At 46.0% G+C, this 24,068-nt stretch carries 20 protein-coding genes and 4 tRNA genes; 1 reads left to right on the forward strand and 23 read right to left on the reverse strand.

Annotated elements, in window-relative coordinates; translation table 11 throughout:
• Positions 1–11: 11 nt before the first annotated feature.
• From rplW to HGO26_RS21705, 21 genes are all read right to left on the reverse strand, one after another.
• Positions 12–314: a 50S ribosomal protein L23 gene (rplW, locus tag HGO26_RS21605; protein WP_025008843.1), complete on the reverse strand. Its 303-nt coding sequence runs from the start codon at positions 312–314 to the stop codon at positions 12–14.
• A complete protein-coding gene (gene rplD, locus HGO26_RS21610) occupies positions 314–919 on the reverse strand; it encodes a 50S ribosomal protein L4 (RefSeq protein WP_113941598.1) in 606 nt (201 codons plus the stop codon). The genes rplW and rplD overlap by 1 nt, the downstream gene beginning before the upstream one ends.
• A gap of 17 nt (positions 920–936) precedes the next feature.
• Entirely contained in the window at positions 937–1,575 is a 639-nt protein-coding gene (gene rplC, locus HGO26_RS21615; protein WP_006083600.1) for a 50S ribosomal protein L3, read from the reverse strand.
• 30 nt (positions 1,576–1,605) lie between these two features.
• The gene (gene rpsJ / locus HGO26_RS21620; protein WP_006083601.1) at positions 1,606–1,917 is read right to left on the reverse strand and encodes a 30S ribosomal protein S10; all 312 of its coding nucleotides are present in this window, start codon (positions 1,915–1,917) and stop codon (positions 1,606–1,608) included.
• A gap of 334 nt (positions 1,918–2,251) precedes the next feature.
• Positions 2,252–3,436, reverse strand: a complete 1,185-nt coding sequence (tuf, locus tag HGO26_RS21625; RefSeq protein WP_105251028.1) for an elongation factor Tu — start codon at positions 3,434–3,436, stop codon at positions 2,252–2,254.
• 72 nt (positions 3,437–3,508) lie between these two features.
• Positions 3,509–5,605 carry an elongation factor G gene (gene fusA, locus HGO26_RS21630; protein WP_006083603.1) on the reverse strand — a complete coding sequence of 699 codons (2,097 nt, stop codon included), beginning with the start codon at positions 5,603–5,605 and terminating at the stop codon, positions 3,509–3,511.
• A gap of 78 nt (positions 5,606–5,683) precedes the next feature.
• On the reverse strand, positions 5,684–6,154 hold the full coding sequence (gene rpsG, locus HGO26_RS21635; protein ID WP_011787570.1) for a 30S ribosomal protein S7: 471 nt from the start codon (positions 6,152–6,154) through the stop codon (positions 5,684–5,686).
• 81 nt (positions 6,155–6,235) lie between these two features.
• Complete coding sequence (gene rpsL, locus HGO26_RS21640; RefSeq protein WP_006083605.1) at positions 6,236–6,610, reverse strand: 30S ribosomal protein S12; 375 nt, start codon at positions 6,608–6,610, stop codon at positions 6,236–6,238.
• 179 nt (positions 6,611–6,789) lie between these two features.
• Positions 6,790–11,007: a DNA-directed RNA polymerase subunit beta' gene (gene rpoC / locus HGO26_RS21645; RefSeq protein WP_105251033.1), complete on the reverse strand. Its 4,218-nt coding sequence runs from the start codon at positions 11,005–11,007 to the stop codon at positions 6,790–6,792.
• Between the two features lie 84 nt (positions 11,008–11,091).
• Complete coding sequence (gene rpoB / locus HGO26_RS21650; protein WP_168827727.1) at positions 11,092–15,123, reverse strand: DNA-directed RNA polymerase subunit beta; 4,032 nt, start codon at positions 15,121–15,123, stop codon at positions 11,092–11,094.
• 243 nt (positions 15,124–15,366) lie between these two features.
• On the reverse strand, positions 15,367–15,732 hold the full coding sequence (gene rplL, locus HGO26_RS21655; protein ID WP_105251031.1) for a 50S ribosomal protein L7/L12: 366 nt from the start codon (positions 15,730–15,732) through the stop codon (positions 15,367–15,369).
• 54 nt (positions 15,733–15,786) lie between these two features.
• A complete protein-coding gene (rplJ, locus tag HGO26_RS21660) occupies positions 15,787–16,287 on the reverse strand; it encodes a 50S ribosomal protein L10 (RefSeq protein ID WP_006083609.1) in 501 nt (166 codons plus the stop codon).
• A 268-nt stretch (positions 16,288–16,555) separates the two neighbouring features.
• Positions 16,556–17,257: a 50S ribosomal protein L1 gene (rplA, locus tag HGO26_RS21665; RefSeq protein ID WP_105251030.1), complete on the reverse strand. Its 702-nt coding sequence runs from the start codon at positions 17,255–17,257 to the stop codon at positions 16,556–16,558.
• Between the two features lie 4 nt (positions 17,258–17,261).
• Positions 17,262–17,690 (reverse strand): 50S ribosomal protein L11, encoded by a 429-nt coding sequence (gene rplK / locus HGO26_RS21670; RefSeq protein ID WP_006083611.1) that lies wholly within the window; start codon positions 17,688–17,690, stop codon positions 17,262–17,264.
• A gap of 127 nt (positions 17,691–17,817) precedes the next feature.
• Positions 17,818–18,369, reverse strand: a complete 552-nt coding sequence (gene nusG / locus HGO26_RS21675; RefSeq protein ID WP_105251029.1) for a transcription termination/antitermination protein NusG — start codon at positions 18,367–18,369, stop codon at positions 17,818–17,820.
• A gap of 9 nt (positions 18,370–18,378) precedes the next feature.
• Positions 18,379–18,750: a preprotein translocase subunit SecE gene (secE, locus tag HGO26_RS21680; protein ID WP_006083613.1), complete on the reverse strand. Its 372-nt coding sequence runs from the start codon at positions 18,748–18,750 to the stop codon at positions 18,379–18,381.
• 261 nt (positions 18,751–19,011) lie between these two features.
• The gene (gene tuf, locus HGO26_RS21685) at positions 19,012–20,196 is read right to left on the reverse strand and encodes an elongation factor Tu (protein WP_105251028.1); all 1,185 of its coding nucleotides are present in this window, start codon (positions 20,194–20,196) and stop codon (positions 19,012–19,014) included.
• Positions 20,197–20,313: 117 nt separating this feature from the next.
• Positions 20,314–20,389: transfer RNA gene (locus tag HGO26_RS21690), tRNA-Thr, on the reverse strand.
• A gap of 8 nt (positions 20,390–20,397) precedes the next feature.
• Positions 20,398–20,471: transfer RNA gene (locus HGO26_RS21695), tRNA-Gly, on the reverse strand.
• Between the two features lie 38 nt (positions 20,472–20,509).
• Positions 20,510–20,594: transfer RNA gene (locus tag HGO26_RS21700), tRNA-Tyr, on the reverse strand.
• 8 nt (positions 20,595–20,602) lie between these two features.
• Positions 20,603–20,678: transfer RNA gene (locus tag HGO26_RS21705), tRNA-Thr, on the reverse strand.
• Between the two features lie 235 nt (positions 20,679–20,913).
• Here HGO26_RS21705 and coaA point away from each other — a divergent pair.
• Entirely contained in the window at positions 20,914–21,864 is a 951-nt protein-coding gene (gene coaA, locus HGO26_RS21710) for a type I pantothenate kinase (RefSeq protein ID WP_105251027.1), read from the forward strand.
• A 17-nt stretch (positions 21,865–21,881) separates the two neighbouring features.
• Here coaA and birA read toward each other — a convergent pair whose 3' ends face one another.
• A complete protein-coding gene (gene birA, locus HGO26_RS21715; RefSeq protein WP_168827728.1) occupies positions 21,882–22,841 on the reverse strand; it encodes a bifunctional biotin--[acetyl-CoA-carboxylase] ligase/biotin operon repressor BirA in 960 nt (319 codons plus the stop codon).
• Entirely contained in the window at positions 22,834–23,859 is a 1,026-nt protein-coding gene (murB, locus tag HGO26_RS21720; protein WP_168827729.1) for a UDP-N-acetylmuramate dehydrogenase, read from the reverse strand. The genes birA and murB overlap by 8 nt, the downstream gene beginning before the upstream one ends.
• Between the last annotated feature and the right edge of the window lie 209 nt (positions 23,860–24,068).

A 24,068-nucleotide genomic window follows, 5' to 3' on the forward strand; every position in this document is an offset into this window, starting at 1 on the left:
TTCTCCTTTGCTTACTCAGCGCCGCCGACGAAATCGATGTCAGCACCAGCAGCTAGAGTCACATAGGCTTTTTTCCAATCGCTACGACGACCAGTACGGCCACCAGTGCGTTTAGTTTTGCCTTTGCTCACTAAAGTGCGAACTGAATCAACTTCAACTTCAAATAGCTTGGCAACAGCAGCTTTAATTTCAGCTTTAGTTGCATCGATAGCTACGCGGAAAACAACAGTGTTGTGCTTCTCAGCGTTCACAGTGCTCTTTTCAGAGATATGTGGAGCGAGAATAACTTTTAGCAAACGTTCTTCGCGGATCATCATGCTAGCATCTCCTCGATTTGCTTCACTGCGTCAGCAGTCACAAGCACAGTGTTGAAGGCGATCAGACTCACTGGGTCTAGACCCGCTACATCACGAACGTCAACCTTGTACAGGTTACGAGCTGCTAAGAATAAGTTCTCATCAACTTCTGCAGTCACAATCAGAACGTCTTCAAGGTTCATTGCTTTCAATTTAGCTTTCAGCTCTTTAGTTTTAGGAGCTTCAACACCGAAAGATTCAACAATAACCAAACGCTCTTGACGTACCAATTCAGACAGAATGCTTCTCAGCGCGCCGCGGTACATCTTTTTGTTAACTTTTTGGCTGTGATCTTGGGTTTTAGCAGCGAATGTTACGCCACCGCCACGCCAGATTGGGCCTTTAACAGAACCAGCACGAGCACGGCCAGTTCCTTTTTGGCGCCAAGGCTTTTTGCCTGAGCCAGTTACTTCCGCACGAGTCTTTTGAGCACGAGTGCCCTGACGCGCGTTTGCAGCGTATGCTACAACTACCTGATGAACCAGTGCCTCGTTAAAGTCACGGCCGAAGGTAGTTTCGGAAACTTCAAGAGCGCTTTGCGCGTCTTTCAATACCAATTCCATTACTATCTCCTCAGACCTTAAGCTTTAACGGCAGGCTTGATAATCAAGTCGCCATTGGTAGCGCCAGGAACAGCGCCACGGACTAGTAGCAGGTTACGCTCAACATCTACACGAACAACAACTAGATTTTGAGTAGTAACACGCTCGGCACCCATATGGCCTGACATTTTTTTGCCTTTGAATACGCGACCAGGCGTTTGGTTCTGACCGATAGAACCATTCGAGCGGTGCGACAAAGAGTTACCGTGAGTCATATCTTGAGTACGGAAGTTCCAACGCTTAACGCCGCCTTGGAAGCCTTTACCTTTTGATTGACCAGTAACATCAACTTTCGCTACGTCTGCGAAAATATCAACATTTAGCTCAGCACCAACTTCAATGCCCTCGCCTTCACCGTCTACCAAACGCATTTCCCACAAACCACGACCGGCTTCAACGCCGCTCTTGGCAAAGTGACCTGCTTCTGGTTTAGTGATGCGATTGGCTTTTTTGGTGCCAGTTGTAACTTGAAGTGCACGGTAGCCGTCAGTTTCTAAAGTTTTCACTTGAGTAACACGGTTGCCTGCAACTTCAATTACAGTAACTGGTATTGAAACACCATCTTCAGTGAAGATGCGAGTCATACCAACTTTACGACCAATAAGACCGATAGCCATCTCTCAAACCTCTTCTTACTAGGATCTCAATTAACCCAAGCTAATCTGTACGTCGACACCAGCCGCAAGATCTAAACGCATTAACGCGTCAACAGTCTTTTCAGTTGGCTCTACGATGTCAACCAGGCGCTTGTGTGTACGTAATTCGTACTGGTCACGAGCATCTTTATTAACGTGCGGAGAGATCAAAATGGTATAACGCTCTTTGCGAGTAGGTAGTGGAATTGGACCACGAACCTGCGCGCCTGTACGCTTAGCAGTTTCAACGATTTCCGCTGTAGACTGATCAATTAAGCGATGATCAAATCCCTTTAAGCGGATACGGATTCTTTGGTTCTGCATTGACCAGAGCTCCTAAAATGGACATATAAAAAATCACCCTCTAGCTTCTTCAATATAGAAAAGCAGAGCGAGATGATTTAACCGTTCGACTCCCAATCGGAGCCGCTATGATAATGATTAACTTCAGCGACTAATCATTTAATTCGTCAACCTAAGTCGACGAGGGGGCCATTATACCTATCTAAATCCGGATATCAAGCCCGCTGTGTAAATAGTCATCAAATAACTATTTAACTTCAGAGTGGCGAGCATTTTACACAAATTTGTGAATAAAACCAGCCCTCAAACAAAAAAGGAAGCCGAAGCTTCCTTTTCAAACTAATTTCTATCGCAATTAAGCGATGATTTTAGCTACTACACCAGCACCAACTGTACGACCACCTTCACGGATTGCGAAGCGTAAACCTTCATCCATCGCGATTGGGCAAATCAGAGTCACTACCATTTTGATATTGTCGCCAGGCATTACCATCTCTACGCCTTCTGGCAGTTCGATAGTACCGGTTACGTCAGTTGTACGGAAGTAGAACTGTGGACGGTAGCCTTTGAAGAATGGAGTGTGACGTCCGCCTTCTTCTTTTGACAGAACATAAACTTCTGATTCAAAAGTCGTGTGTGGGTTGATTGAACCTGGTTTAGCCAATACTTGACCACGTTCTACGTCATCACGCTTAGTACCACGTAATAACACACCACAGTTCTCGCCTGCACGACCTTCGTCAAGCAGTTTACGGAACATTTCTACACCAGTACACGTTGTTTTAGTCGTTGTGCGAACACCAACGATTTCAACTTCGTCACCCACTTTAACAATACCACGCTCAACACGACCAGTAACTACTGTACCACGGCCTGAAATTGAGAATACGTCTTCGATTGGCAGTAGGAACGGCTTATCGATGTCACGTTGTGGTTCTGGAATGTAAGAATCCAGTGCTGCGGCTAATTCAAGGATCTTAGCTTCCCACTCTGGTTGACCTTCTAGGGCCTTCAGAGCTGAACCTTGGATTACTGGTAAATCATCACCTGGGAAATCGTATTCTGACAGAAGTTCACGCACTTCCATTTCGACCAATTCCAGTAACTCTTCGTCATCTACCATGTCACATTTGTTCATGAACACGATGATGAAAGGTACGCCAACCTGACGAGAAAGCAGGATGTGCTCACGAGTCTGTGGCATTGGACCGTCTGTAGAGGCAACTACTAGAATCGCGCCGTCCATCTGTGCAGCACCAGTGATCATGTTTTTAACATAGTCAGCGTGGCCTGGGCAGTCTACGTGTGCGTAGTGACGTGAAGGCGTGTCATATTCGATGTGAGAGGTATTGATCGTAATACCGCGCTCACGCTCTTCTGGAGCGTTATCGATTTGAGAGAAGTCTTTAGCTTCGCCACCGTAGGTCTTAGCCAGTACGTGAGAGATAGCTGCAGTCAGTGTGGTTTTACCATGGTCAACGTGACCAATGGTGCCCACGTTTACGTGAGGCTTAATACGTTCAAATTTAGCTTTTGCCACGATATATTCCTTTCTTTTCAGAATAGTCCAGTCAGTGCTGGACCATAATAACATTTATGTCGTAACTGGATATTAGCTACGAGATTCAATAATCGCTTTTGCAATGTTTTGCGGTGCATCAGAGTACTTCAAGAACTCCATAGAGTATGAAGCGCGACCCTGTGTAGCAGAGCGCAAATCAGTTGCATAACCAAACATTTCAGAAAGAGGCACTACAGCATGGACTATTTTGATGCCACCAAAGCCATCATCCATCCCTTCAATTAAGCCACGACGACGGTTCAAATCACCAACGACGTCACCCATATAATTTTCAGGGGTAGTTACTTCTACTTTCATGCAAGGTTCGAGCAACGCCGGATTCGCTTCAAGCGCACCCTTTTTGAAGCCCATAGAACCTGCAATTTTGAACGCCATCTCGTTCGAGTCCACATCATGATATGAACCATCGAACAGAGTGACCTTCACGTCCAACACAGGGAAGCCAGCGAGAACGCCATTCTTCATCTGTTCTTGGATACCTTTATCAACCGCAGGAATGAATTCACGAGGAATCACACCTCCCACAACAGCATTGACAAATTCGTAACCAGCGCCTTCTTCATTAGGCTCTAGTTTTAACCAAACGTGACCGAATTGTCCACGACCACCTGATTGGCGTACAAATTTACCTTCAGCTTCTACTGAAGCTCGGATAGTTTCGCGGTAGGCCACTTGTGGCTTACCTACGTTACATTCAACACCGAATTCGCGACGCATACGGTCTACGATGATGTCTAAGTGTAACTCACCCATACCCGAAATCAGAGTTTGTGATGATTCTTCGTCAGTTTCAACTCGGAATGATGGATCTTCCGCTGCAAGTTTTTGCAACGCGATACCCATTTTGTCCTGATCGGCTTTTGACTTAGGCTCAACGGCAATGGTAATTACTGGCTCTGGGAACTCCATACGTTCCAAGATCACTCTATGATCGTTATCACAAAGCGTATCACCCGTAGTCACTTCTTTTAGACCAATCGCCGCTGCGATATCACCAGCACGGACTTCTTTCAGTTCAGTGCGATCGTTTGCGTGCATTTGCACCATGCGACCTACGCGTTCACGCTTCTGTTTGACAGAGTTGTAAACGCCCGAACCTGATTCGAGTACGCCTGAGTACACGCGAATAAAGGTCAAAGTTCCTACGAATGGATCTGTAGCAATCTTAAATGCCAATGCAGCAAAAGGCGCATTGTCATCTGATGGGCGCTCTACTTCTTGGTCGTTCTCATCGATGCCCTTAATTGGAGGCACATCAATTGGCGCTGGCAAGAATTCAATAACCGCATCAAGTACCGCTTGAACGCCTTTGTTCTTAAATGCAGAACCACAAGTCGCTAAAACGATTTCATTATTTATAGTACGCTGACGTAGCGCCTTTTTAATTTCGTCTTCTGATAGCGTGCCTTCTTCAAGGTACTTATCCATCAGTTCATCCGAAGATTCGGCTGCCACTTCAACCAGATACTCATGCATTTCAGCCGCTTTAGCTGCTAACTCTGCAGGGATCTCCTCATAAGTGAAAGTCATACCCTGGTCTGATTCATTCCAGTTAATTGCTTTCATCTTGATTAAGTCGATCACGCCTTTGAAGTTTTCTTCTGCACCAATATTCAATTGAATAGGCACACAAGTGGCTCCAAGACGAGTTCTAATTTGCTTCACTACACGTTCAAAGTCTGCACCTGCACGGTCCATCTTGTTGATAAATACCAAACGTGGAACGCGGTATTTATCAGCTTGACGCCACACTGTTTCTGACTGAGGTTCAACACCAGATGAACCACAGAAAACGACAACAGCACCGTCGAGGACGCGCAGAGACCGTTCAACTTCAATAGTAAAGTCAACGTGACCAGGGGTATCGATGATATTGATGCGGTGTTCAGTGAATTGAGCATCCATACCACGCCAGAATGTGGTTACCGCAGCCGAGGTGATAGTGATACCACGCTCTTGCTCTTGAACCATCCAGTCTGTGGTAGCGGCGCCGTCATGCACCTCACCGATTTTATGAGACAAACCGGTATAGAACAGAACACGTTCTGTTGTGGTGGTTTTACCTGCGTCAACATGAGCACAAATACCGATATTACGATAACGCTCAATTGGGGTTGTACGAGCCACGATTATACCCTCTCCACCAAGACCTAAGCCTTGGCAATATCAACAACTATGGTGTGGGCCTAAGCCCACACCATCATATTACCAACGGTAATGAGCAAAGGCTTTGTTAGCTTCAGCCATGCGATGCACGTCTTCACGCTTCTTAACAGCAGTACCTTTGTTTTCAGACGCATCCAGCATTTCACCTGCCAGACGTAAAGCCATAGATTTTTCACCACGCTTACGAGCAGCTTCAACTAACCAGCGCATCGCCAGTGCGTTACGACGCACAGGACGAACTTCACATGGTACCTGGTACGTAGAACCACCAACGCGACGAGATTTAACTTCGACTGATGGGCGAACGTTGTCCAGGGCTGCTTCAAGGATAACTAAATGGTTTTCGCTTTTCTTTTCAGCGACAACATCTAGTGCCTTGTAAATAATTTTTTCTGCAGTCGACTTTTTGCCGTCTTGCATAATGACGTTGATGAACTTAGCCAGCAACTCACTGTGAAACTTTGGATCTGGTAGGATTTTACGTTGTCCTACAACGCGACGTCTTGGCATAACAATTCTCCGTATGCTTCAGGGATTTCCAAAACTGGAATTCTCAAAATAAAACTAGCTTGGCCTTACTTAACGGATAAGTTAAGACTTAGGACGCTTAGCACCGTATTTAGAACGGCTTTGGCGACGTGAAGTCACGCCTGCACAGTCTAATGCGCCACGAATAGTGTGATAACGCACACCTGGTAAGTCTTTAACACGACCACCACGGATTAAGATCACGCTATGTTCCTGCAGGTTGTGGCCTTCACCGCCGATGTACGAAGTAACTTCGAAACCGTTAGTTAGACGCACACGAGCTACTTTACGTAGTGCAGAGTTAGGTTTTTTAGGGGTAGTAGTGTACACACGTGTACAAACACCACGTTTTTGCGGGCACGCATTCAACGCAGGCACGTTAGTCTTGTCGACTTTTGGCGCGCGTGGCTTACGTACCAACTGGTTTACAGTTGCCATGTATAGCTCCGAGTCAGTTGAATCAAACTCAACGATAAGGTGTGAAAAATCTATATCCCACAATGGTGGGACGCGGAATTTTAGAAAGGTAATGCCTGACTGTCAAGAAATAGCCAACTTTTGCGGCATATTACAAGAAAAAAGGCGCCATAGGCGCCTTTTTATAACAAACTTATTACTTAATCTTGGCTACCAGCCAAGTTTAAGAGATCGGCCAAGTTCTGTTCGGCTTCACTTGCAGTGATCTTGTTCACTACTACAGGTTCGTTTTTCTTCGCACGCGCTTCATTACGAGTCTTGTGATAAGCGTAACCAGTACCGGCTGGGATCAGTCGGCCAACGATAACGTTTTCTTTCAGACCACGTAATTGATCGCTCTTACCACCTACGGCGGCTTCGGTCAGTACGCGCGTGGTTTCTTGGAACGATGCTGCTGAGATAAAAGATTCTGTTGCCAGAGATGCTTTAGTAATACCCAGTAGCTCACGTTCAAAGGTCGCAGGCACTTTACCTTGGGCGATCAGTTCGCGGTTAGCAATCTTCACGCGTGACACTTCAGCTTGTTCCCCTTCGAGGAAGTCAGTGTCACCGGCAGAAGTGATAAGACACTTACGCAGCATCTGACGGATGATCACTTCGATATGCTTATCGTTGATCTTCACGCCTTGCAGACGGTAAACGTCCTGTACTTCGTTCACAATGTAGTTAGCTACGTTGTGGATACCACGAAGACGCAGAATGTCGTGCGCTGCTTCTGGACCGTCAGCGATAACTTCACCACGTTCGACTTTTTCACCTTCGAACACGTTTAAGTTACGCCACTTAGGGATCATCTCTTCATAATGATCGCCGCCATCAGCAGGTGTAATCACCAAACGACGCTTACCTTTGGTCTCTTTACCAAACGAGATGGTACCAGAGATTTCCGCCAGAATAGCAGGCTCTTTTGGCTTACGCGCTTCGAACAAGTCAGCAACGCGTGGCAGACCACCGGTGATGTCGCGAGTTTTAGACGATTCCTGAGGAATACGAGCTAATGCGTCACCCACGTTGATTTGCGCGTTATCTTCTAAGTTAACGATCGCACTACCTGGTAAGAAGTATTGTGCTGGCACTTCAGTACCTGGGATCATCAAGTCAGCACCATTAGCGCCAAGCAGACGGATCATTGGGCGCATTTCTTTACCCGCAGTACCACGCTGACCGACGTCAAGGATCACGATTGATGACAGACCCGTTAGTTCGTCTGTTTGACGTGTCATAGTGACACCGTCAATCATGTCTACGAACTTGATACTACCCGCCACTTCAGAAATGATTGGGTGAGTATGTGGATCCCAGTTAGCGATAACATCGCCCGCTTCAACAGCTGCTTCTTCTAGTTTCTCGAGCACAGTACCGTATGGCACTTTATAACGCTCTTTCTCACGACCCAGCTCGTCAATAACGGCCAGTTCAGAAGAACGAGAAACGATAACCAGTTTGCCGTCACTGTTAGTAACATGCTTAGCATTATGCAGTTTCAATGAACCCGAGTTTTTCACTTGGACATTGTTTTCTGCAGACGCTCGAGATGCCGCACCACCGATGTGGAACGTACGCATCGTTAACTGTGTACCTGGTTCACCGATAGATTGTGCTGCCACAACACCGATGGCTTCACCGTGGTTAATAATATGACCACGAGCCAAGTCACGACCGTAACAAGCTGCACACACCCCGAAATCGGTATCACAAGAAATAACAGAACGTACAATCACTTCGTCGATTGAATGCTCTTCTAACTTGTCACACCATGCTTCGTCGAGTAGCGTGTTACGTGGTGCTAATACGTCTTCAGTGCCGGGATAGAACACATCAATCGCAACCACACGACCCAGTACGCGTTCACGTAACGGCTCAACCACATCACCACCTTCAATCAGCGGTTTCATGGTTAGACCTTCGTGAGTACCACAATCGTCTTCGATAACCACTAAATCTTGTGCAACGTCTACAAGACGACGAGTCAGGTAACCCGAGTTCGCTGTCTTCAATGCCGTATCGGCTAGACCTTTACGCGCACCGTGAGTAGAAATAAAGTACTGGAGTACGTTTAGACCTTCACGGAAGTTAGCGGTAATTGGCGTTTCGATGATTGAACCGTCTGGCTTAGCCATCAGACCACGCATACCAGCCAACTGACGGATCTGTGCGGCACTACCACGAGCGCCTGAGTCAGCCATCATATAGATGCTGTTAAACGAGGCTTGTTTCTCTTCAACACCATCACGGTTAATCACTGTCTCAGTTGACAGGTTTTCCATCATAGCTTTAGAAACTTTTTCGTTGGCACTAGCCCAGATATCGATAACTTTGTTGTAACGCTCACCGGCTGTGACTAGACCAGATTGGAACTGCTCTTGAATTTCAAGAACTTCCGCTTCTGCATCAGCAACTAAGGTGTATTTCTCGTCTGGAATAACCATGTCATCGATACCGACAGAGGCACCAGAGATGGTTGCAAAACGGAAACCGGTATACATCAATTGGTCAGCGAAGATAACAGTATCTTTCAGACCCAGTTGACGATAACAGGTGTTCAACAGTTTAGAGATCTGCTTTTTGCCCATGTTCTGGTTAACCAGATCAAATGACAAACCTGCTGGCAGAATAAGTGACAGCAGAGCACGACCCACAGTCGTATCAACGATACGGCGTTGTTCAGTGCGCTCACCATCGTCACCAATAATGGTTTCAGTGATACGAACTTTAACGCGGGCATGCAGTTCAGCAGCGCCAGTTGCGTAAGCTTTTTCAACTTCAGCAACAGACATAAATGCCATACCTTCACCACGGCCGTTAATACGCTCACGGCTGGTGTAGTACAGACCCAATACCACGTCTTGAGACGGGGTGATAACAGGCTCGCCGTTGGCTGGTGACAGGATGTTGTTGGTAGACATCATCAGGGCACGGGCTTCAAGCTGCGCTTCCAGTGTTAACGGTACGTGTACCGCCATTTGGTCACCGTCGAAGTCGGCGTTGTATGCCGCACAAACGAGTGGGTGTAACTGGATGGCTTTACCTTCAATCAGTACTGGTTCGAACGCTTGGATACCCAGTCTGTGCAGTGTTGGTGCACGGTTGAGCATCACTGGATGTTCACGGATCACTTCATCCAGAACGTCCCATACTTCTGCCACTTCACGCTCAACCATCTTCTTAGCCGCTTTGATGGTAGTCGCTAAGCCACGACCTTCTAGCTTGCCATAGATGAATGGCTTGAACAGTTCCAGTGCCATCTTCTTAGGAAGACCACATTGGTGCAGACGTAGAGTAGGACCTACGGTAATGACCGAACGACCAGAATAGTCAACGCGCTTACCCAACAAGTTCTGACGGAAACGACCTTGCTTACCTTTGATCATATCAGCCAAAGATTTCAGAGGACGCTTGTTAGAACCGGTAATAGCACGACCACGACGACCGTTATCTAATAGCGCATCAACAGACTCTTGTAACATACGCTTTTCGTTGCGTACGATAATGTCTGGCGCAGCTAAATCTAACAGACGCTTCAAACGGTTGTTACGGTTGATCACGCGGCGATACAGGTCGTTAAGATCTGAAGTCGCGAAGCGGCCGCCATCGAGCGGAACCAACGGACGTAAGTCAGGTGGTAACACAGGCAGTACTTTTAAGATCATCCACTCAGGCTTGTTGCCTGAAGTGTAGAATGCTTCCATCAACTTAAGACGTTTAGTCACTTTCTTGCGACGAGTCTCAGAATTGATTGAAGGCAATTCTTCACGCATTTGTTCGATTTCTTTCGCTAAATCGATAGCACGTAACAGTTCAAGTACTGCTTCGGCACCCATTTTAGCTTCGAACTCATCACCGTATTCTTCTAATGCATCCAGATAAGTTTCTTCTGTCAGCATTTGGCCACGTTCAAGGCTGGTCATGCCAGGCTCGATCACGACAAATGATTCAAAATACAGTACGCGTTCGATATCACGCAGCGTCATATCCAGCATTAAGCCAATACGTGACGGCAGTGATTTTAAGAACCAAATGTGCGCAACTGGGCTAGCCAGTTCGATGTGACCCATACGCTCACGACGTACTTTAGTTTGGGTTACTTCAACGCCACACTTTTCACAAATAACACCACGGTGCTTCAAACGTTTGTACTTACCGCACAAACATTCGTAATCTTTGACTGGGCCAAAGATACGCGCACAGAACAGACCTTCACGCTCAGGCTTGAAGGTACGGTAGTTGATGGTTTCTGGCTTCTTAACTTCACCAAAAGACCAAGAACGGATCAGATCAGGCGATGCCAGACCAATTTTGATGCCGTTAAATTCTTCAGTCTTGCTTTGCTGTTTCAGAAACTTTAATAAGTCTTTCACGTTTCTCTCCTGAAGGAGTTAAACCGGGTGCTCCGCTTGCACGGAGCACCATTCTGTTTGCCAAACGCGGCTAAAGGCCTGCGCTTATGCCTGATCCAACTCGATATTAATACCGAGTGAACGGATCTCCTTCAGTAACACGTTGAAGGACTCTGGCATGCCAGGTTGCATCTGATGGTTACCGTCGACGATGTTCTTATACATCTGAGTACGACCGTTAACGTCATCCGATTTAACAGTGAGCATTTCTTGAAGCGTATAAGCGGCACCGTATGCTTCTAGTGCCCACACTTCCATCTCACCGAAACGCTGACCACCGAACTGAGCTTTACCGCCCAGTGGTTGTTGAGTCACTAAGCTGTACGAACCGGTAGAACGGGCGTGCATCTTGTCATCAACTAAGTGGTTCAGTTTGAGCATGTACATGTAACCTACCGTTACTTGACGCTCAAATTCGTTACCGGTACGACCATCAAACAACTTCAACTGACCAGAGGTTGGCAAACCTGCAAGTTCAAGCATCTGCTTGATCTCTTTCTCTTTAGCACCGTCGAATGCAGGAGTTGCAATCGGGATACCGCCTTTCAGGTTAGTCGCAAGACGTAATACTTCATCATCAGTGAATGAATCGATATCGACGCGCTGCTGCACTTCGTCACCTAATTCATAAACTTGCTTGATGTAACCACGAACTTCAGCCAGCTCACGCTGTTCTTCAAGCATCGCAGTGATCTTGTTACCAATACCTTTGGCAGCGGCGCCCATATGGACTTCAAGTACCTGACCAATGTTCATACGTGATGGAACACCTAGCGGGTTCAATACGATGTCTACTGGGTTACCTTTTTCGTCATATGGCATGTCTTCGATTGGGCAAATCTTAGAGATAACACCCTTGTTACCGTGACGACCCGCCATCTTGTCACCAGGTTGGATAGTACGCTTAACCGCTAAGTAAACCTTAACGATCTTGAGTACGCCTGGCGCCAAGTCATCACCTTGGGTGATCTTGCGACGTTTGATTTCAAACTTCTTATCGAAGTCAGCTTTCAGCTCTTCATGCTGTTCAGCTAATTGCTCAAGTTCAGTTTGTTTTGCTTCATCGTCAATGACTTGAACCAATACATCTTTACGTGGCAACGCAGCAATTTGCGCTTCAGTGAAACCAGCACCAATTAACAGGTTACGTGCACGGCTCAATACACCTTCTTCAAGGATCTTGAACTCTTCGCCTAAGTCTTTACGAGCTTGGGCAATATGCATCTCTTCGATTTCAACTGCACGCTTGTCTTTTTCAACGCCGTCACGGGTAAATACCTGCACGTCGATGATAGTGCCCTTAACAGAGTTAGGAACACGCAGTGAACTGTCTTTAACATCAGACGCTTTCTCACCGAAGATAGCACGGAGTAACTTCTCTTCTGGCGTTAGCTGTGTTTCGCCTTTTGGCGTCACTTTACCAACCAGAATATCGCCGCCCTTCACTTCTGCACCAATGTAAACGATACCTGACTCGTCGAGTTTCGACAGAGCAGATTCACCTACGTTTGGAATATCAGCCGTGATTTCTTCGCTACCCAGTTTGGTATCACGAGCAATACAAGACAGCTCCTGAATGTGGATAGTGGTGAAACGGTCTTCTTGCGCTACGCGCTCAGAAATTAAGATCGAGTCTTCGAAGTTGTAACCGTTCCAAGGCATGAATGCGATACGCATGTTCTGGCCAAGGGCTAAGTCACCTAAGTCAGTAGACGGACCGTCTGCTAACACGTCACCACGAACGACTGGCTCACCAACAGCACAACAAGGGCGTTGGTTGATACAAGTGTTTTGGTTAGAACGGGTGTATTTAGTCAGGTTATAAATGTCGATACCGGCTTCGCCTGGACGCAGCTCATCTTCATTTACTTTAACAACGATGCGGCTCGCATCAACGTAGTCTACAAAACCACCACGTTTAGCAACAACCACAACACCAGAGTCAACAGCCAAAGTACGCTCAATACCAGTACCTACTAGCGGCTTTTCAGAGCGCAGTGTGGGTACGGCTTGACGTTGCATGTTCGCACCCATCAAGGCACGGTTAGCATCGTCGTGTTCTAAGAACGGGATCAGCGACGCAGCAACAGAAATAATCTGTTGTGGCGAAACGTCCATATACTGGATGTCAGCAGCGCGCATAAAGGTCGATTCACCTTTATGACGACAAGCAATTTGCTCTTCTGCCATACGACCGCTAGCGTCAACTTCGATGTTCGCCTGTGCAATCACATAACGACCTTCTTCGATTGCTGACAAATATTCCACTTCGTCAGTAATCACGCCGTCGATAACCTTGCGGTATGGCGTTTCTAGGAAGCCGTAAGAGTTAGTACGGGCAAAACTTGCTAATGAGTTGATTAGACCAATGTTTGGACCTTCAGGGGTCTCAATTGGACATAAACGACCATAATGCGTTGGATGTACGTCGCGGACTTCGAAGCCTGCACGTTCACGAGTCAAACCACCAGGGCCAAGAGCAGAAATACGACGCTTATGCGTTACTTCTGACAGCGGGTTGTTTTGGTCCATGAATTGTGACAGCTGAGAAGAACCGAAGAACTCTTTCACTGCAGCAGAAATTGGCTTAGCGTTGATCAAGTCTTGTGGCATCAGCTCGTTCAGATCGCCTAAAGACAGACGTTCCCGCACGGCGCGCTCAACACGGACTAAACCTACGCGGAATTGGTTTTCAGCCATTTCACCGACGCTACGAATACGACGGTTGCCCAAGTGATCGATATCATCGACTTCGTCGAAACCGTTACGGATATGAATGATGTTCTTCATTACCGCGACGATGTCTTCTTTAGACAATACACCGCTACCTTCGTCATCAGGAATGCTGAGACGACGGTTGAACTTCATACGACCTACTTTAGACAGGTCATAACGCTCTTCACTGAAGAACAAGTTCTGGAATAGTGCTTCGGCAGCATCTTTGGTTGGTGGCTCGCCAGGACGCATCATACGATAGATCTCAACCAGCGCTTCTAAGCGGTTAGTGGTTGAATCGATACGCAGCGTATCTGAAATATAAGCACCATGATCTAACTCGTTGATATACAACGTGCTGATGTCTTTAATACCGGCCAATGATAGTTTAGCCAGATCTTCTAAGCTAATTTCACTGTTGGCAGAGACTAAAACTTCACCCGTGTCCGGATCGATATAATCTTGAGCAGCATATTTGCCCACGATATATTCAACTGGCACTTCAAGCTCAGTGGTATTGGTCTTTTCTAACTGACGAATGTGACGCGCAGTAATACGACGTCCCGCTTCAACCAGTACAGAGCCTTCAGCATCCTTGATGTCATAGCTGGCAGTTTCGCCACGCAGACGTTCAGGCACCAAAGACATGACCAGAGTATCTTTCTTGATCTTGAACTCAACGCGTTCGAAGAACAGATCGAGGATCTCTTGAGTAGAATATTCTAATGCACGTAACATGATGGTCGCAGGCAGTTTGCGGCGACGGTCAATACGCACAAATAGTGCATCTTTAGGATCGAATTCAAAGTCAAGCCATGAACCACGGTAAGGAATAATACGTGCGTTATACAGCACCTTACCTGATGAGTGGGTTTTACCACGGTCATGATCAAAGAACACGCCTGGAGAACGGTGTAATTGAGATACGATTACACGCTCAGTACCGTTGATAACAAAAGTACCGTTATCCGTCATCAATGGGATATCACCCATGTAGACTTCTTGTTCTTTAATATCTTTTACTGTGCCCGCCGCTGCTTCACGGTCATACAACACCATGCGTAATTTAACGCGTAGTGGAGCTGAATACGTAACACCACGGATCTGACACTCTTTCACATCAAAAACAGGCTCGCCAAGCTTATAGCTGACGTATTGCAGTTCTGAGTTACCAGAAAAGCTCTTGATGGGAAAAACGCTACGGAAGGCGGCTTCTAAACCGCGCTCACCGGTAGGATCTTGATCGGTGAACTTCTTAAAAGAGTCTAGCTGGATAGACAATAAATAAGGGATATCCAAAACTTTTGGACGCTTACCAAAGTCTTTGCGAATACGCTTCTTTTCAGAATAGGAGTAAACCATGGGTTTCCTCTGCTTACGAGATGTGACCAAGACTGAATAAATAACTTAAGTTATTAAAATTCAGCACGTTTGCCCATCACCGTTGATGGCAAGAACCTAACCAGTAATCTCTGCTAGGGACTGCAAAATTTGGCGACAAACGGTGAAAAAAAATCGCCAGCGCATATAGCGCAAAAAAGGCCGACGGTTAAAAAACCGCCAGCCTCCACCCAAGTGGCTTGGGTGAGCAAGCTAAATAATAGCTTACTTAATTTCTACAGAAGCACCAGCTTCAGTAAGTTCTTTCTTCAGAGCTTCAGCTTCTTCTTTAGAAACGCCTTCTTTAACTGCTACTGGAGCAGCTTCAGACATAGCTTTAGCTTCTTTCAGGCCTAAACCAGTTGCACCACGGATGGCTTTAATAACTGCAACTTTGTTGTCGCCGTGAGCAGTCAGAACTACGTTGAATTCTGTTTGTTCTTCAACAACAACTGCTTCTGCACCGCCAGAAACAACAGCAGCAGCAGCAGAAACGCCGAACTTCTCTTCCATAGCTTCGATCAGTTCAACAACTTCCATTACAGACATAGCTGCAAAGGCTTCTAAGATTTGGTCTTTAGTGATAGACATAACAAATGTTTCCTATTGTTCTGAATTCAATTTTATTAAGCAGCCAGCTTGAAATTAAGCGGCTTCTTGTTTTTGATCGCGCAGGGCGGCCAGTGTACGAACGAACTTGCCAGCAGATGCTTCTTTCATAGTCATCATTAACTGAGCTAGTGCTTCTTCGTATGTTGGCAGTTTCGCCAAACGATCAATTTCAGCTGCAGGGATGAAATTCCCTTCAAAGGCTGCGCCTTTAACTTCGAAGTTAGCTTGTTCTTTAGCAAAGTCTTTTAACAGACGTGCTGCAGCACCTGGGTGCTCTAAAGAAAAAGCAATCAAAGTTGGGCCAGTGAACGTTTCTGCTAGGCACTCAAAAGCAGTACCTTCAACAGCACGACGAGCTAGCGTGTTACGTACTACACGTACATATACACCAGCTTCGCGAGCTTTTTTACGCAGACCGGTCATAGCACCTACAGTCACACCGCGAGAATCAGCGGCAACTGCAGATAGCGCACCTTTGGCAGCTTCGTTGACTTCAGCAACAATCGCTTTTTTGTCTTCGAGTCTTAATGCCATTGGCTTTACTCCTGGATTCTACCTAGGGTATTCCCTAGTATTTACCATACTAAATACTTATGTATTTAGTGACTTACGGTGCAGATTATCCAGTAAAAAATTTTAGCTGGGGCCTGACACCGTCTACGCAGGAAATTAAGTTATTTTTACAAAAAACACCTGCGGTCTTGGACGGAAACCTGAGTTAAACTCCGCCTAAACGGAAGATAAAACAGGCTTCAACCCACAAAGTGCGCGCATTATAGACTAATGCACCCGCTTTGTAAAATTATAGAGTTGTTTCAAGCGTAGCTTGATCAACTGCAACACCTGCACCCATAGTGGTAGAGATGCTGATCTTTTTCACGAAAATGCCTTTAGCAACTGCAGGCTTAGCCTTTTTCAGTGCTGACACTAACGCTTCCAAGTTTTCTTTCAATTGAACTGGTGTGAAATCCACTTTACCGATAGTAGTGTGGATAATACCGTTCTTGTCGTTACGGTAACGAACTTGACCCGCTTTGGCGTTCTTAACAGCTTCAGCAACGTTTGGCGTTACTGTACCTGTTTTAGGGTTAGGCATTAAACCACGTGGGCCTAAGATTTGACCTAACATACCAACAACGCGCATTGCATCTGGAGATGCGATAACTACGTCAAAGTTCATTTCACCGGCTTTGATTTTCTCAGCCAGATCATCCATACCAACTAGCTCAGCGCCAGCAGCTTTAGCAGCTTCAGCATTTGCACCTTGTGTAAATACTGCAACGCGAACGTCACGACCAGTACCGTGTGGCAACACTGTTGCACCACGAACGTTTTGGTCAGATTTACGTGGGTCAATACCCAAGTTAACTGCTACGTCTACACTTTCAACGAATTTTGCAGTTGCTAATTCTTTTAACAGAGCAACAGCTTCGTTGATATCGTAGCTTTTAGTACCGTCAACTTTTTCGCGAATTACGCGCATGCGTTTAGTTAGCTTTGCCATTATATTAATCCTCTACAACCAAACCCATTGAACGCGCAGTACCTTCGATTGAGCGAGTCATCGCTTCAATGTCAGCACCAGTCATATCGGCAGCTTTCAGTTCAGCAATTTCTTGAACTTTAGCGCGAGCGATAGTACCCACTTTCTGAGTGTTTGGACGTGGAGAACCTGATTTCAGGCCTGCAGCAGTCTTCAGTAAGTAAGACGCTGGAGAAGTCTTAGTTTCAAAAGTGAATGAACGGTCACTGTAAACAGTGATCACGACTGGAATAGGCATGCCTTTTTCCATTTTTTCTGTACGGGCGTTAAACGCTTTACAGAATTCCATGATGTTCACACCTTTTTGACCCAAAGCTGGACCAACTGGTGGTGATGGGTTCGCAGAACCGGATTTTACTTGTAGCTTAATATAAGCATCAATCTTCTTTGCCATCTGACATTTCCTCAGTTTGGGTTCAAACGCGCATCAGCGACATGCTGACATGCTCCCCCGAAAACAACGGGTGCGAATTATATAGAAATTCGCACCCGTTGCCAAACGGATTTTGTAGTTTATTTAATCAGCCTTTTTCAACTTGACTAAAGTCAAGTTCAACAGGCGTAGAACGACCAAAGATCATCACTGATACTTTCACGCGGCTCTTGTCATAATCCACTTCTTCAACGGTGCCGTTAAAGTCAGCAAATGGACCATCACACACACGTACCACTTCACCAGGCTCAAATATAGTTCTATGAGTCGGTGACGCTGTCGTTTCTTGTAAGCGACGCAGAATTGCATCAGCTTCTTTATCTGAAATTGGGGCAGGACGATCAGACGTTCCGCCAATAAAGCCTAAAACACGCGGGATGCTTTTGACTAAATGCCAGCTGTCATCGTTCATTTCCATCTGGACTAACACATAGCCAGGGAAAAACTTACGTTCGCTCTTGCGACGCTGACCTGCACGCATTTCGATGACTTCTTCAGTCGGAACCAATACTTCACCGAAGTATGCTTCCATGCCATGCATTTTAATATATTCAATCAGTGACTTACAAACTCGGCCTTCATAGCCTGAGAATGCCTGCACTACATACCATCTTTTTTTAGCTTCTTTAGCTTCAGTCATTCGAGGTGCCTATACGCCAGTGATAAAATTGACAATTCGCATTAACACAGCATCCATACCCCAAAGGATAAGAGCTAAGATACCTGTTGCAGCAAGGACAATAAAAGTGGTGTTTAGCGCTTCTTGACGCGTCGGCCATACAACCTTGCGCACTTCGATATGCGCTTCACGGGCAAAAGCTAACGCTTTTTTACCTTTTACAGTCTGAAGCGCAATAAAACCAGCAATAGCGAATGCAACGATAACACTAAGCGCACGTATGACGGCACTGGCTTCGCTATACATTTGATTGCCAATAACAGCAGCGGCTAGCAATACAATCACTAAACCCCACTTCACGATATCCAGAGAATTGTTCTGGTTTTCAGTATTTGTTGTCATCGGTTTTTCCGTTACTCAATACGGCCTGAGCTTAGAGCACATTAATTGACGGGCATAATCCCACATCACTCTGCATTTCCGAACACCCTTAGAAACGCAAAATAGCATAAGCTCAGGGTCAAAAATCGGCCATAGATTGTATTCTTATTCGACTTTGTAAGCAAGGATGCGAATCCCATGCAAACCACAAAACCTATGAAATAATCCACTTAAACAAAAAAGGAAGCCGAAGCTTCCTTTTCAAACTAATTTCTATCGCAATTAAGCGATGATTTTAGCTACTACACCAGCACCAACTGTACGACCACCTTCACGGATTGCGAAGCGTAAACCTTCGTCCATCGCGATTGGGCAAATCAGAGTCACTACCATTTTGATGTTGTCGCCAGGCATTACCATCTCTACGCCTTCTGGCAGTTCGATAGTACCGGTTACGTCAGTTGTACGGAAGTAGAACTGTGGACGGTAGCCTTTGAAGAATGGAGTGTGACGTCCGCCTTCTTCTTTTGACAGAACATAAACTTCTGATTCAAAAGTGGTGTGTGGGTTGATTGAACCTGGTTTAGCCAATACTTGACCACGTTCTACGTCATCACGCTTAGTACCACGTAATAACACACCACAGTTCTCACCTGCACGACCTTCGTCAAGCAGTTTACGGAACATTTCTACACCAGTACACGTTGTTTTAGTCGTTGTGCGAACACCAACGATTTCAACTTCGTCACCCACTTTAACAATACCACGCTCAACACGACCAGTGACTACTGTACCACGGCCTGAAATTGAGAATACGTCTTCGATTGGCAGTAGGAACGGCTTATCGATGTCACGTTGTGGTTCTGGAATGTAAGAATCCAGTGCTGCGGCTAATTCAAGGATCTTAGCTTCCCACTCTGGTTGACCTTCTAGGGCCTTCAGAGCTGAACCTTGGATTACTGGTAAATCATCACCTGGGAAATCGTATTCTGACAGAAGTTCACGCACTTCCATCTCAACCAATTCCAGTAACTCTTCGTCATCTACCATGTCACATTTGTTCATGAACACGATGATGAAAGGTACGCCAACCTGACGAGAAAGCAGGATGTGCTCACGAGTCTGTGGCATTGGACCGTCTGTAGAGGCAACTACTAGAATCGCGCCGTCCATCTGTGCAGCACCAGTGATCATGTTTTTAACATAGTCAGCGTGGCCTGGGCAGTCTACGTGTGCGTAGTGACGTGAAGGCGTGTCATATTCGATGTGAGAGGTATTGATCGTAATACCGCGCTCACGCTCTTCTGGAGCGTTATCGATTTGAGAGAAGTCTTTAGCTTCGCCACCGTAGGTCTTAGCCAGTACGTGAGAGATAGCTGCAGTCAGTGTGGTTTTACCATGGTCAACGTGACCAATGGTGCCCACGTTTACATGGGGCTTAATACGTTCAAATTTAGCTTTAGCCATGGTAATGCCTCAGTCCAAGATTCTTGGTGATGAAAACTAACATATAGAAAAAATCCGATGCATTAAAATGACATCGAACCGATTATGTTTAGGCGTAGGAGCTAAATTTAGAGAGGCTGGTGCTGATAGGCAGATTCGAACTGCCGACCTCACCCTTACCAAGGGTGTGCTCTACCAACTGAGCCATATCAGCAACTAATTTGGAGCGGACAGCGGGAATCGAACCCGCGTTATCAGCTTGGAAGGCTGGAGTAATACCATTATACGATGTCCGCGCAACCTAACTAAGGCTACCTAACTACCTAGAAAAAAGTGGTGGAGGGAGAAGGATTCGAACCTTCGAAGGCTGAGCCGTCAGATTTACAGTCTGATCCCTTTGGCCACTCGGGAACCCCTCCACATAAAATGGTGCCGGCACCAAGAGTCGAACTCGGGACCTACTGATTACAAGTCAGTTGCTCTACCAACTGAGCTATGCCGGCATTATCATTTCGGAACGGGATATTAGGTAAATGCGCTCCCAAGTGCAAGTAAAAAACGCCTATTTACGTAAAAAAAGCGCTTGAACGGTGTTTTTTTACACGTTATCCAACTTTGACGGCCAATTAAACAGCGAATACATCAAACGGTAACGGAAACACGACTGCAATCACCCATTTAGTATTGTTCCAAATATTCTCATAGTGTACTGTGCCTTTCCTAAGCTGAGGAAAGCCAATGACTTCTAAAAATTCAATTCAAAAAGCACTCTATCTCGCCTTCGAGCGCCTGCAATGGTCTGAGTTACGAGATTCAGTGCCGTTGACACTGAGTGAGCAAGACTTGGAGAACCTTAGAGGCATAAATGAAAAGATTTCCTTATCGGAAGTGACTGATATTTATCTTCCCCTTAGCCGACTACTGAATTTGATCGTTAAAGCTAAGCAACAACGAGGCTTAGTGGTTGATGAATTCCTCGGTCAAAAACCATCAAAAAGTCCTTACATCATTAGTATTGCTGGTAGTGTCGCCGTCGGGAAAAGCACCACAGCACGTATTTTGCAAGCTTTACTACGGCACTGGCCTGAACACCCAAAAGTTGATTTGGTGACAACAGATGGTTTTTTGTATCCTCTGGCGGACTTAAAACGTAAAGGACTATTACAGCGTAAAGGATTTCCAGAAAGTTACGATATGAAAATGCTGGTTGAGTTTATCTCCGCCGTGAAATCCGGTCAGCCACATGTGAAAGCCCCTATCTATTCACACGTCACCTATGACCGCGTTAAGAATCAGCATCAAACCGTTTCTCAGCCAGACATCTTAATTTTAGAAGGCTTGAATGTACTACAAACAGGACTCGACTCCCCCGTTGATACCCGTCGTCCTTTTGTCTCCGATTTTGTCGACTTTTCTATTTATGTCGATGCAGAAGAACCTTTGCTAAAACAATGGTATAAAGAACGATTTTTGCAGTTCCGCTCTGGTGCATTCAGTGACAAAAAATCTTATTTTCATCACTATTCGACGCTAACCGATGATGAGGCCAATACGATTGCCGCCAATATTTGGGACACAATCAATGGTCCAAACCTACAACTTAACATTCAACCGACCCGTGAGAGAGCCCATTTGATCCTGCAGAAAGGTCAGGATCATTTGATGTCCCACGTGCTGATGCGCAAGTAAAATTGGCTCTTGGGTACTTAGCGTGCCCTTAAGCTAATTTCACCGCCGATAAATGCTTGAACACCGTCGGCGGTTTCGAGCAATACTGCACCTTGCTCATCAACGCCTCGACAAATTCCTTCGACAGACTTTTCCCCCATAAGCAAACGTATTTCACGACCATAAAATAAGTCCGCAGCTTGCCAACGAGTCTTGAATGCAGCTAATCCTTCACGCTCAAATAACTGAATATCACGCTTAAGCTGCTTCTGTAATGCAATAACAAGCGCCGTCTTGTCAGGCATGTCGACCAACTCTGACAAATCACTCCAAGGCTGATCGATACCTTTACCTTGTTCCTCTGACATAGCCATATTGACACCAACACCTATGATAAGCTGGCACAGGCTATCAGCCTGACCCGACATCTCAATCAAGATCCCGGCAAGCTTCTTGTTATCCAAATAGATGTCATTGGGCCACTTAACACCAATATTCTCGACGCCAAAAGATTTAAGCACTTCAACCAATGTACAGGCCACCACTAAACTTAATCCCATTGCCTGCGCCATTCCCTGCGGGAAAGTCCAAAACAGCGAGAAATATAAGTGATGCCCATAGGGCGACACCCAAGTCCTGCCTCGACGACCACGACCTGCGGATTGATACTCTGCCACACACACATCACCATTCTTCAATTCAGTAGTATGGTCCAGCATAAAGCCGTTGGTGCTTGCTATCTCATCAAAGTAAAAGCAACGATTATCAATTGATTGCACTAAACGTGAAGCATCAATCAAAGAAATAGGATTCGCTAACTTATAGCCGCGACCTTTGACGCTATAAATTGCCACACCATAGGTTTCTAGCGCATCGATGTGCTTATTCACTGCGGCACGCGAAATCCCAAGTTCAGTGGCTAACTGCTCGCCAGAAACAAATTGCCCGCTAGATAATAAAGCTAATATCTGGCGTTTTCTTCCCCAATGATCAGACATGCAAATCTCCTTCGCCATTAGCCCCGATGATTCTAGGCTCGGCTTCTAGCACAACACCAAATTTATCCTGTACTTGCGCAATAACATGCAGCGCTAGGCGGCAAATATCATGCCCCGTTGCTCCGCCTCGATTCACTAACACTAAGGCTTGCTTGTCATGCACTGCCACATTGCCGAGCACAAAACCTTTCAGTCCCGCTTGCTCAATCAACCAGCCTGCAGCCAATTTCACTGTTGCATCCGCTTGTGCGTAGCCCACTATCGTCGGAAAACGCTGTGCTAAATCTAGATAACAGGCTGCGCTTACAATGGGATTTTTAAAGAAACTGCCTGCATTGCCGAGCACAGCGGGATCAGGAAGCTTTTCACTTCGTACTTGGCATACGCGCTCAAAAATCTCATGCGCTGTAACGGTTGCAGGATCAAACGATTGCAATGGACCATAGACTAAACGCGGTTGCCAACGTTTAGCTAAGCGCAGCCCAACAGCTGTGACTACAGCGAGATTGCGCAATTTGTCTTTGAAAATAGACTCACGGTAAGCAAATTGACACTCAGCTGTGCTGATGCGCACAAACTCACCTGAGGGTAAATCAAGATACTCAACCCAATCACACACATCACATAGTTCAACACCATAAGCGCCAATATTCTGAATAGGTGCTGCACCAACCGTCCCAGGAATTAATGCCATATTCTCCAGCCCAAACATGCCATGCTCGAGCGTAAACTGAATTAACTCGTGCCAATTCTCACCCGCCTCAACATCGAGATAAAACGCTTCTGTGTCTTCAGATACTTTTATCCCTTTCGATAAAATCCTGACAACTGTGCCGTTAAAGTCCTCCGTAAAGACCAGATTGCTACCACCACCAAGCACCAACATAGGCAATTGTTGTTGCCATAGTGGCAGACAGATCGCCTTAACAGCTTCTTTTGAGTGCGCCTCAACAAGATCCGCGCAAGACTGGGCCAAACCAAAGGAATTAAATGATTGAAGGCTATGAGATAGAGACATGTGTTTGTTCAATGACGACAAATACGTATTGTAACTGCTAAAAGCGAGGATTGCAGCTCATGCTAGAGAAGATGACTGAATGAAGAACAGAGAAAAAAGCAGGAAAATCACTCCAATTAACAAATTGCGAATGCAAAAAAGCCAGCTTATTCAGCTGGCTTCGTTGCATCTCAATGAGATAATTAGGCGCTTGGCGATGACCTACTCTC

It is taken from the genome of Shewanella oncorhynchi (assembly GCF_012584455.1).
Lineage (GTDB): Bacteria > Pseudomonadota > Gammaproteobacteria > Enterobacterales > Shewanellaceae > Shewanella > Shewanella oncorhynchi.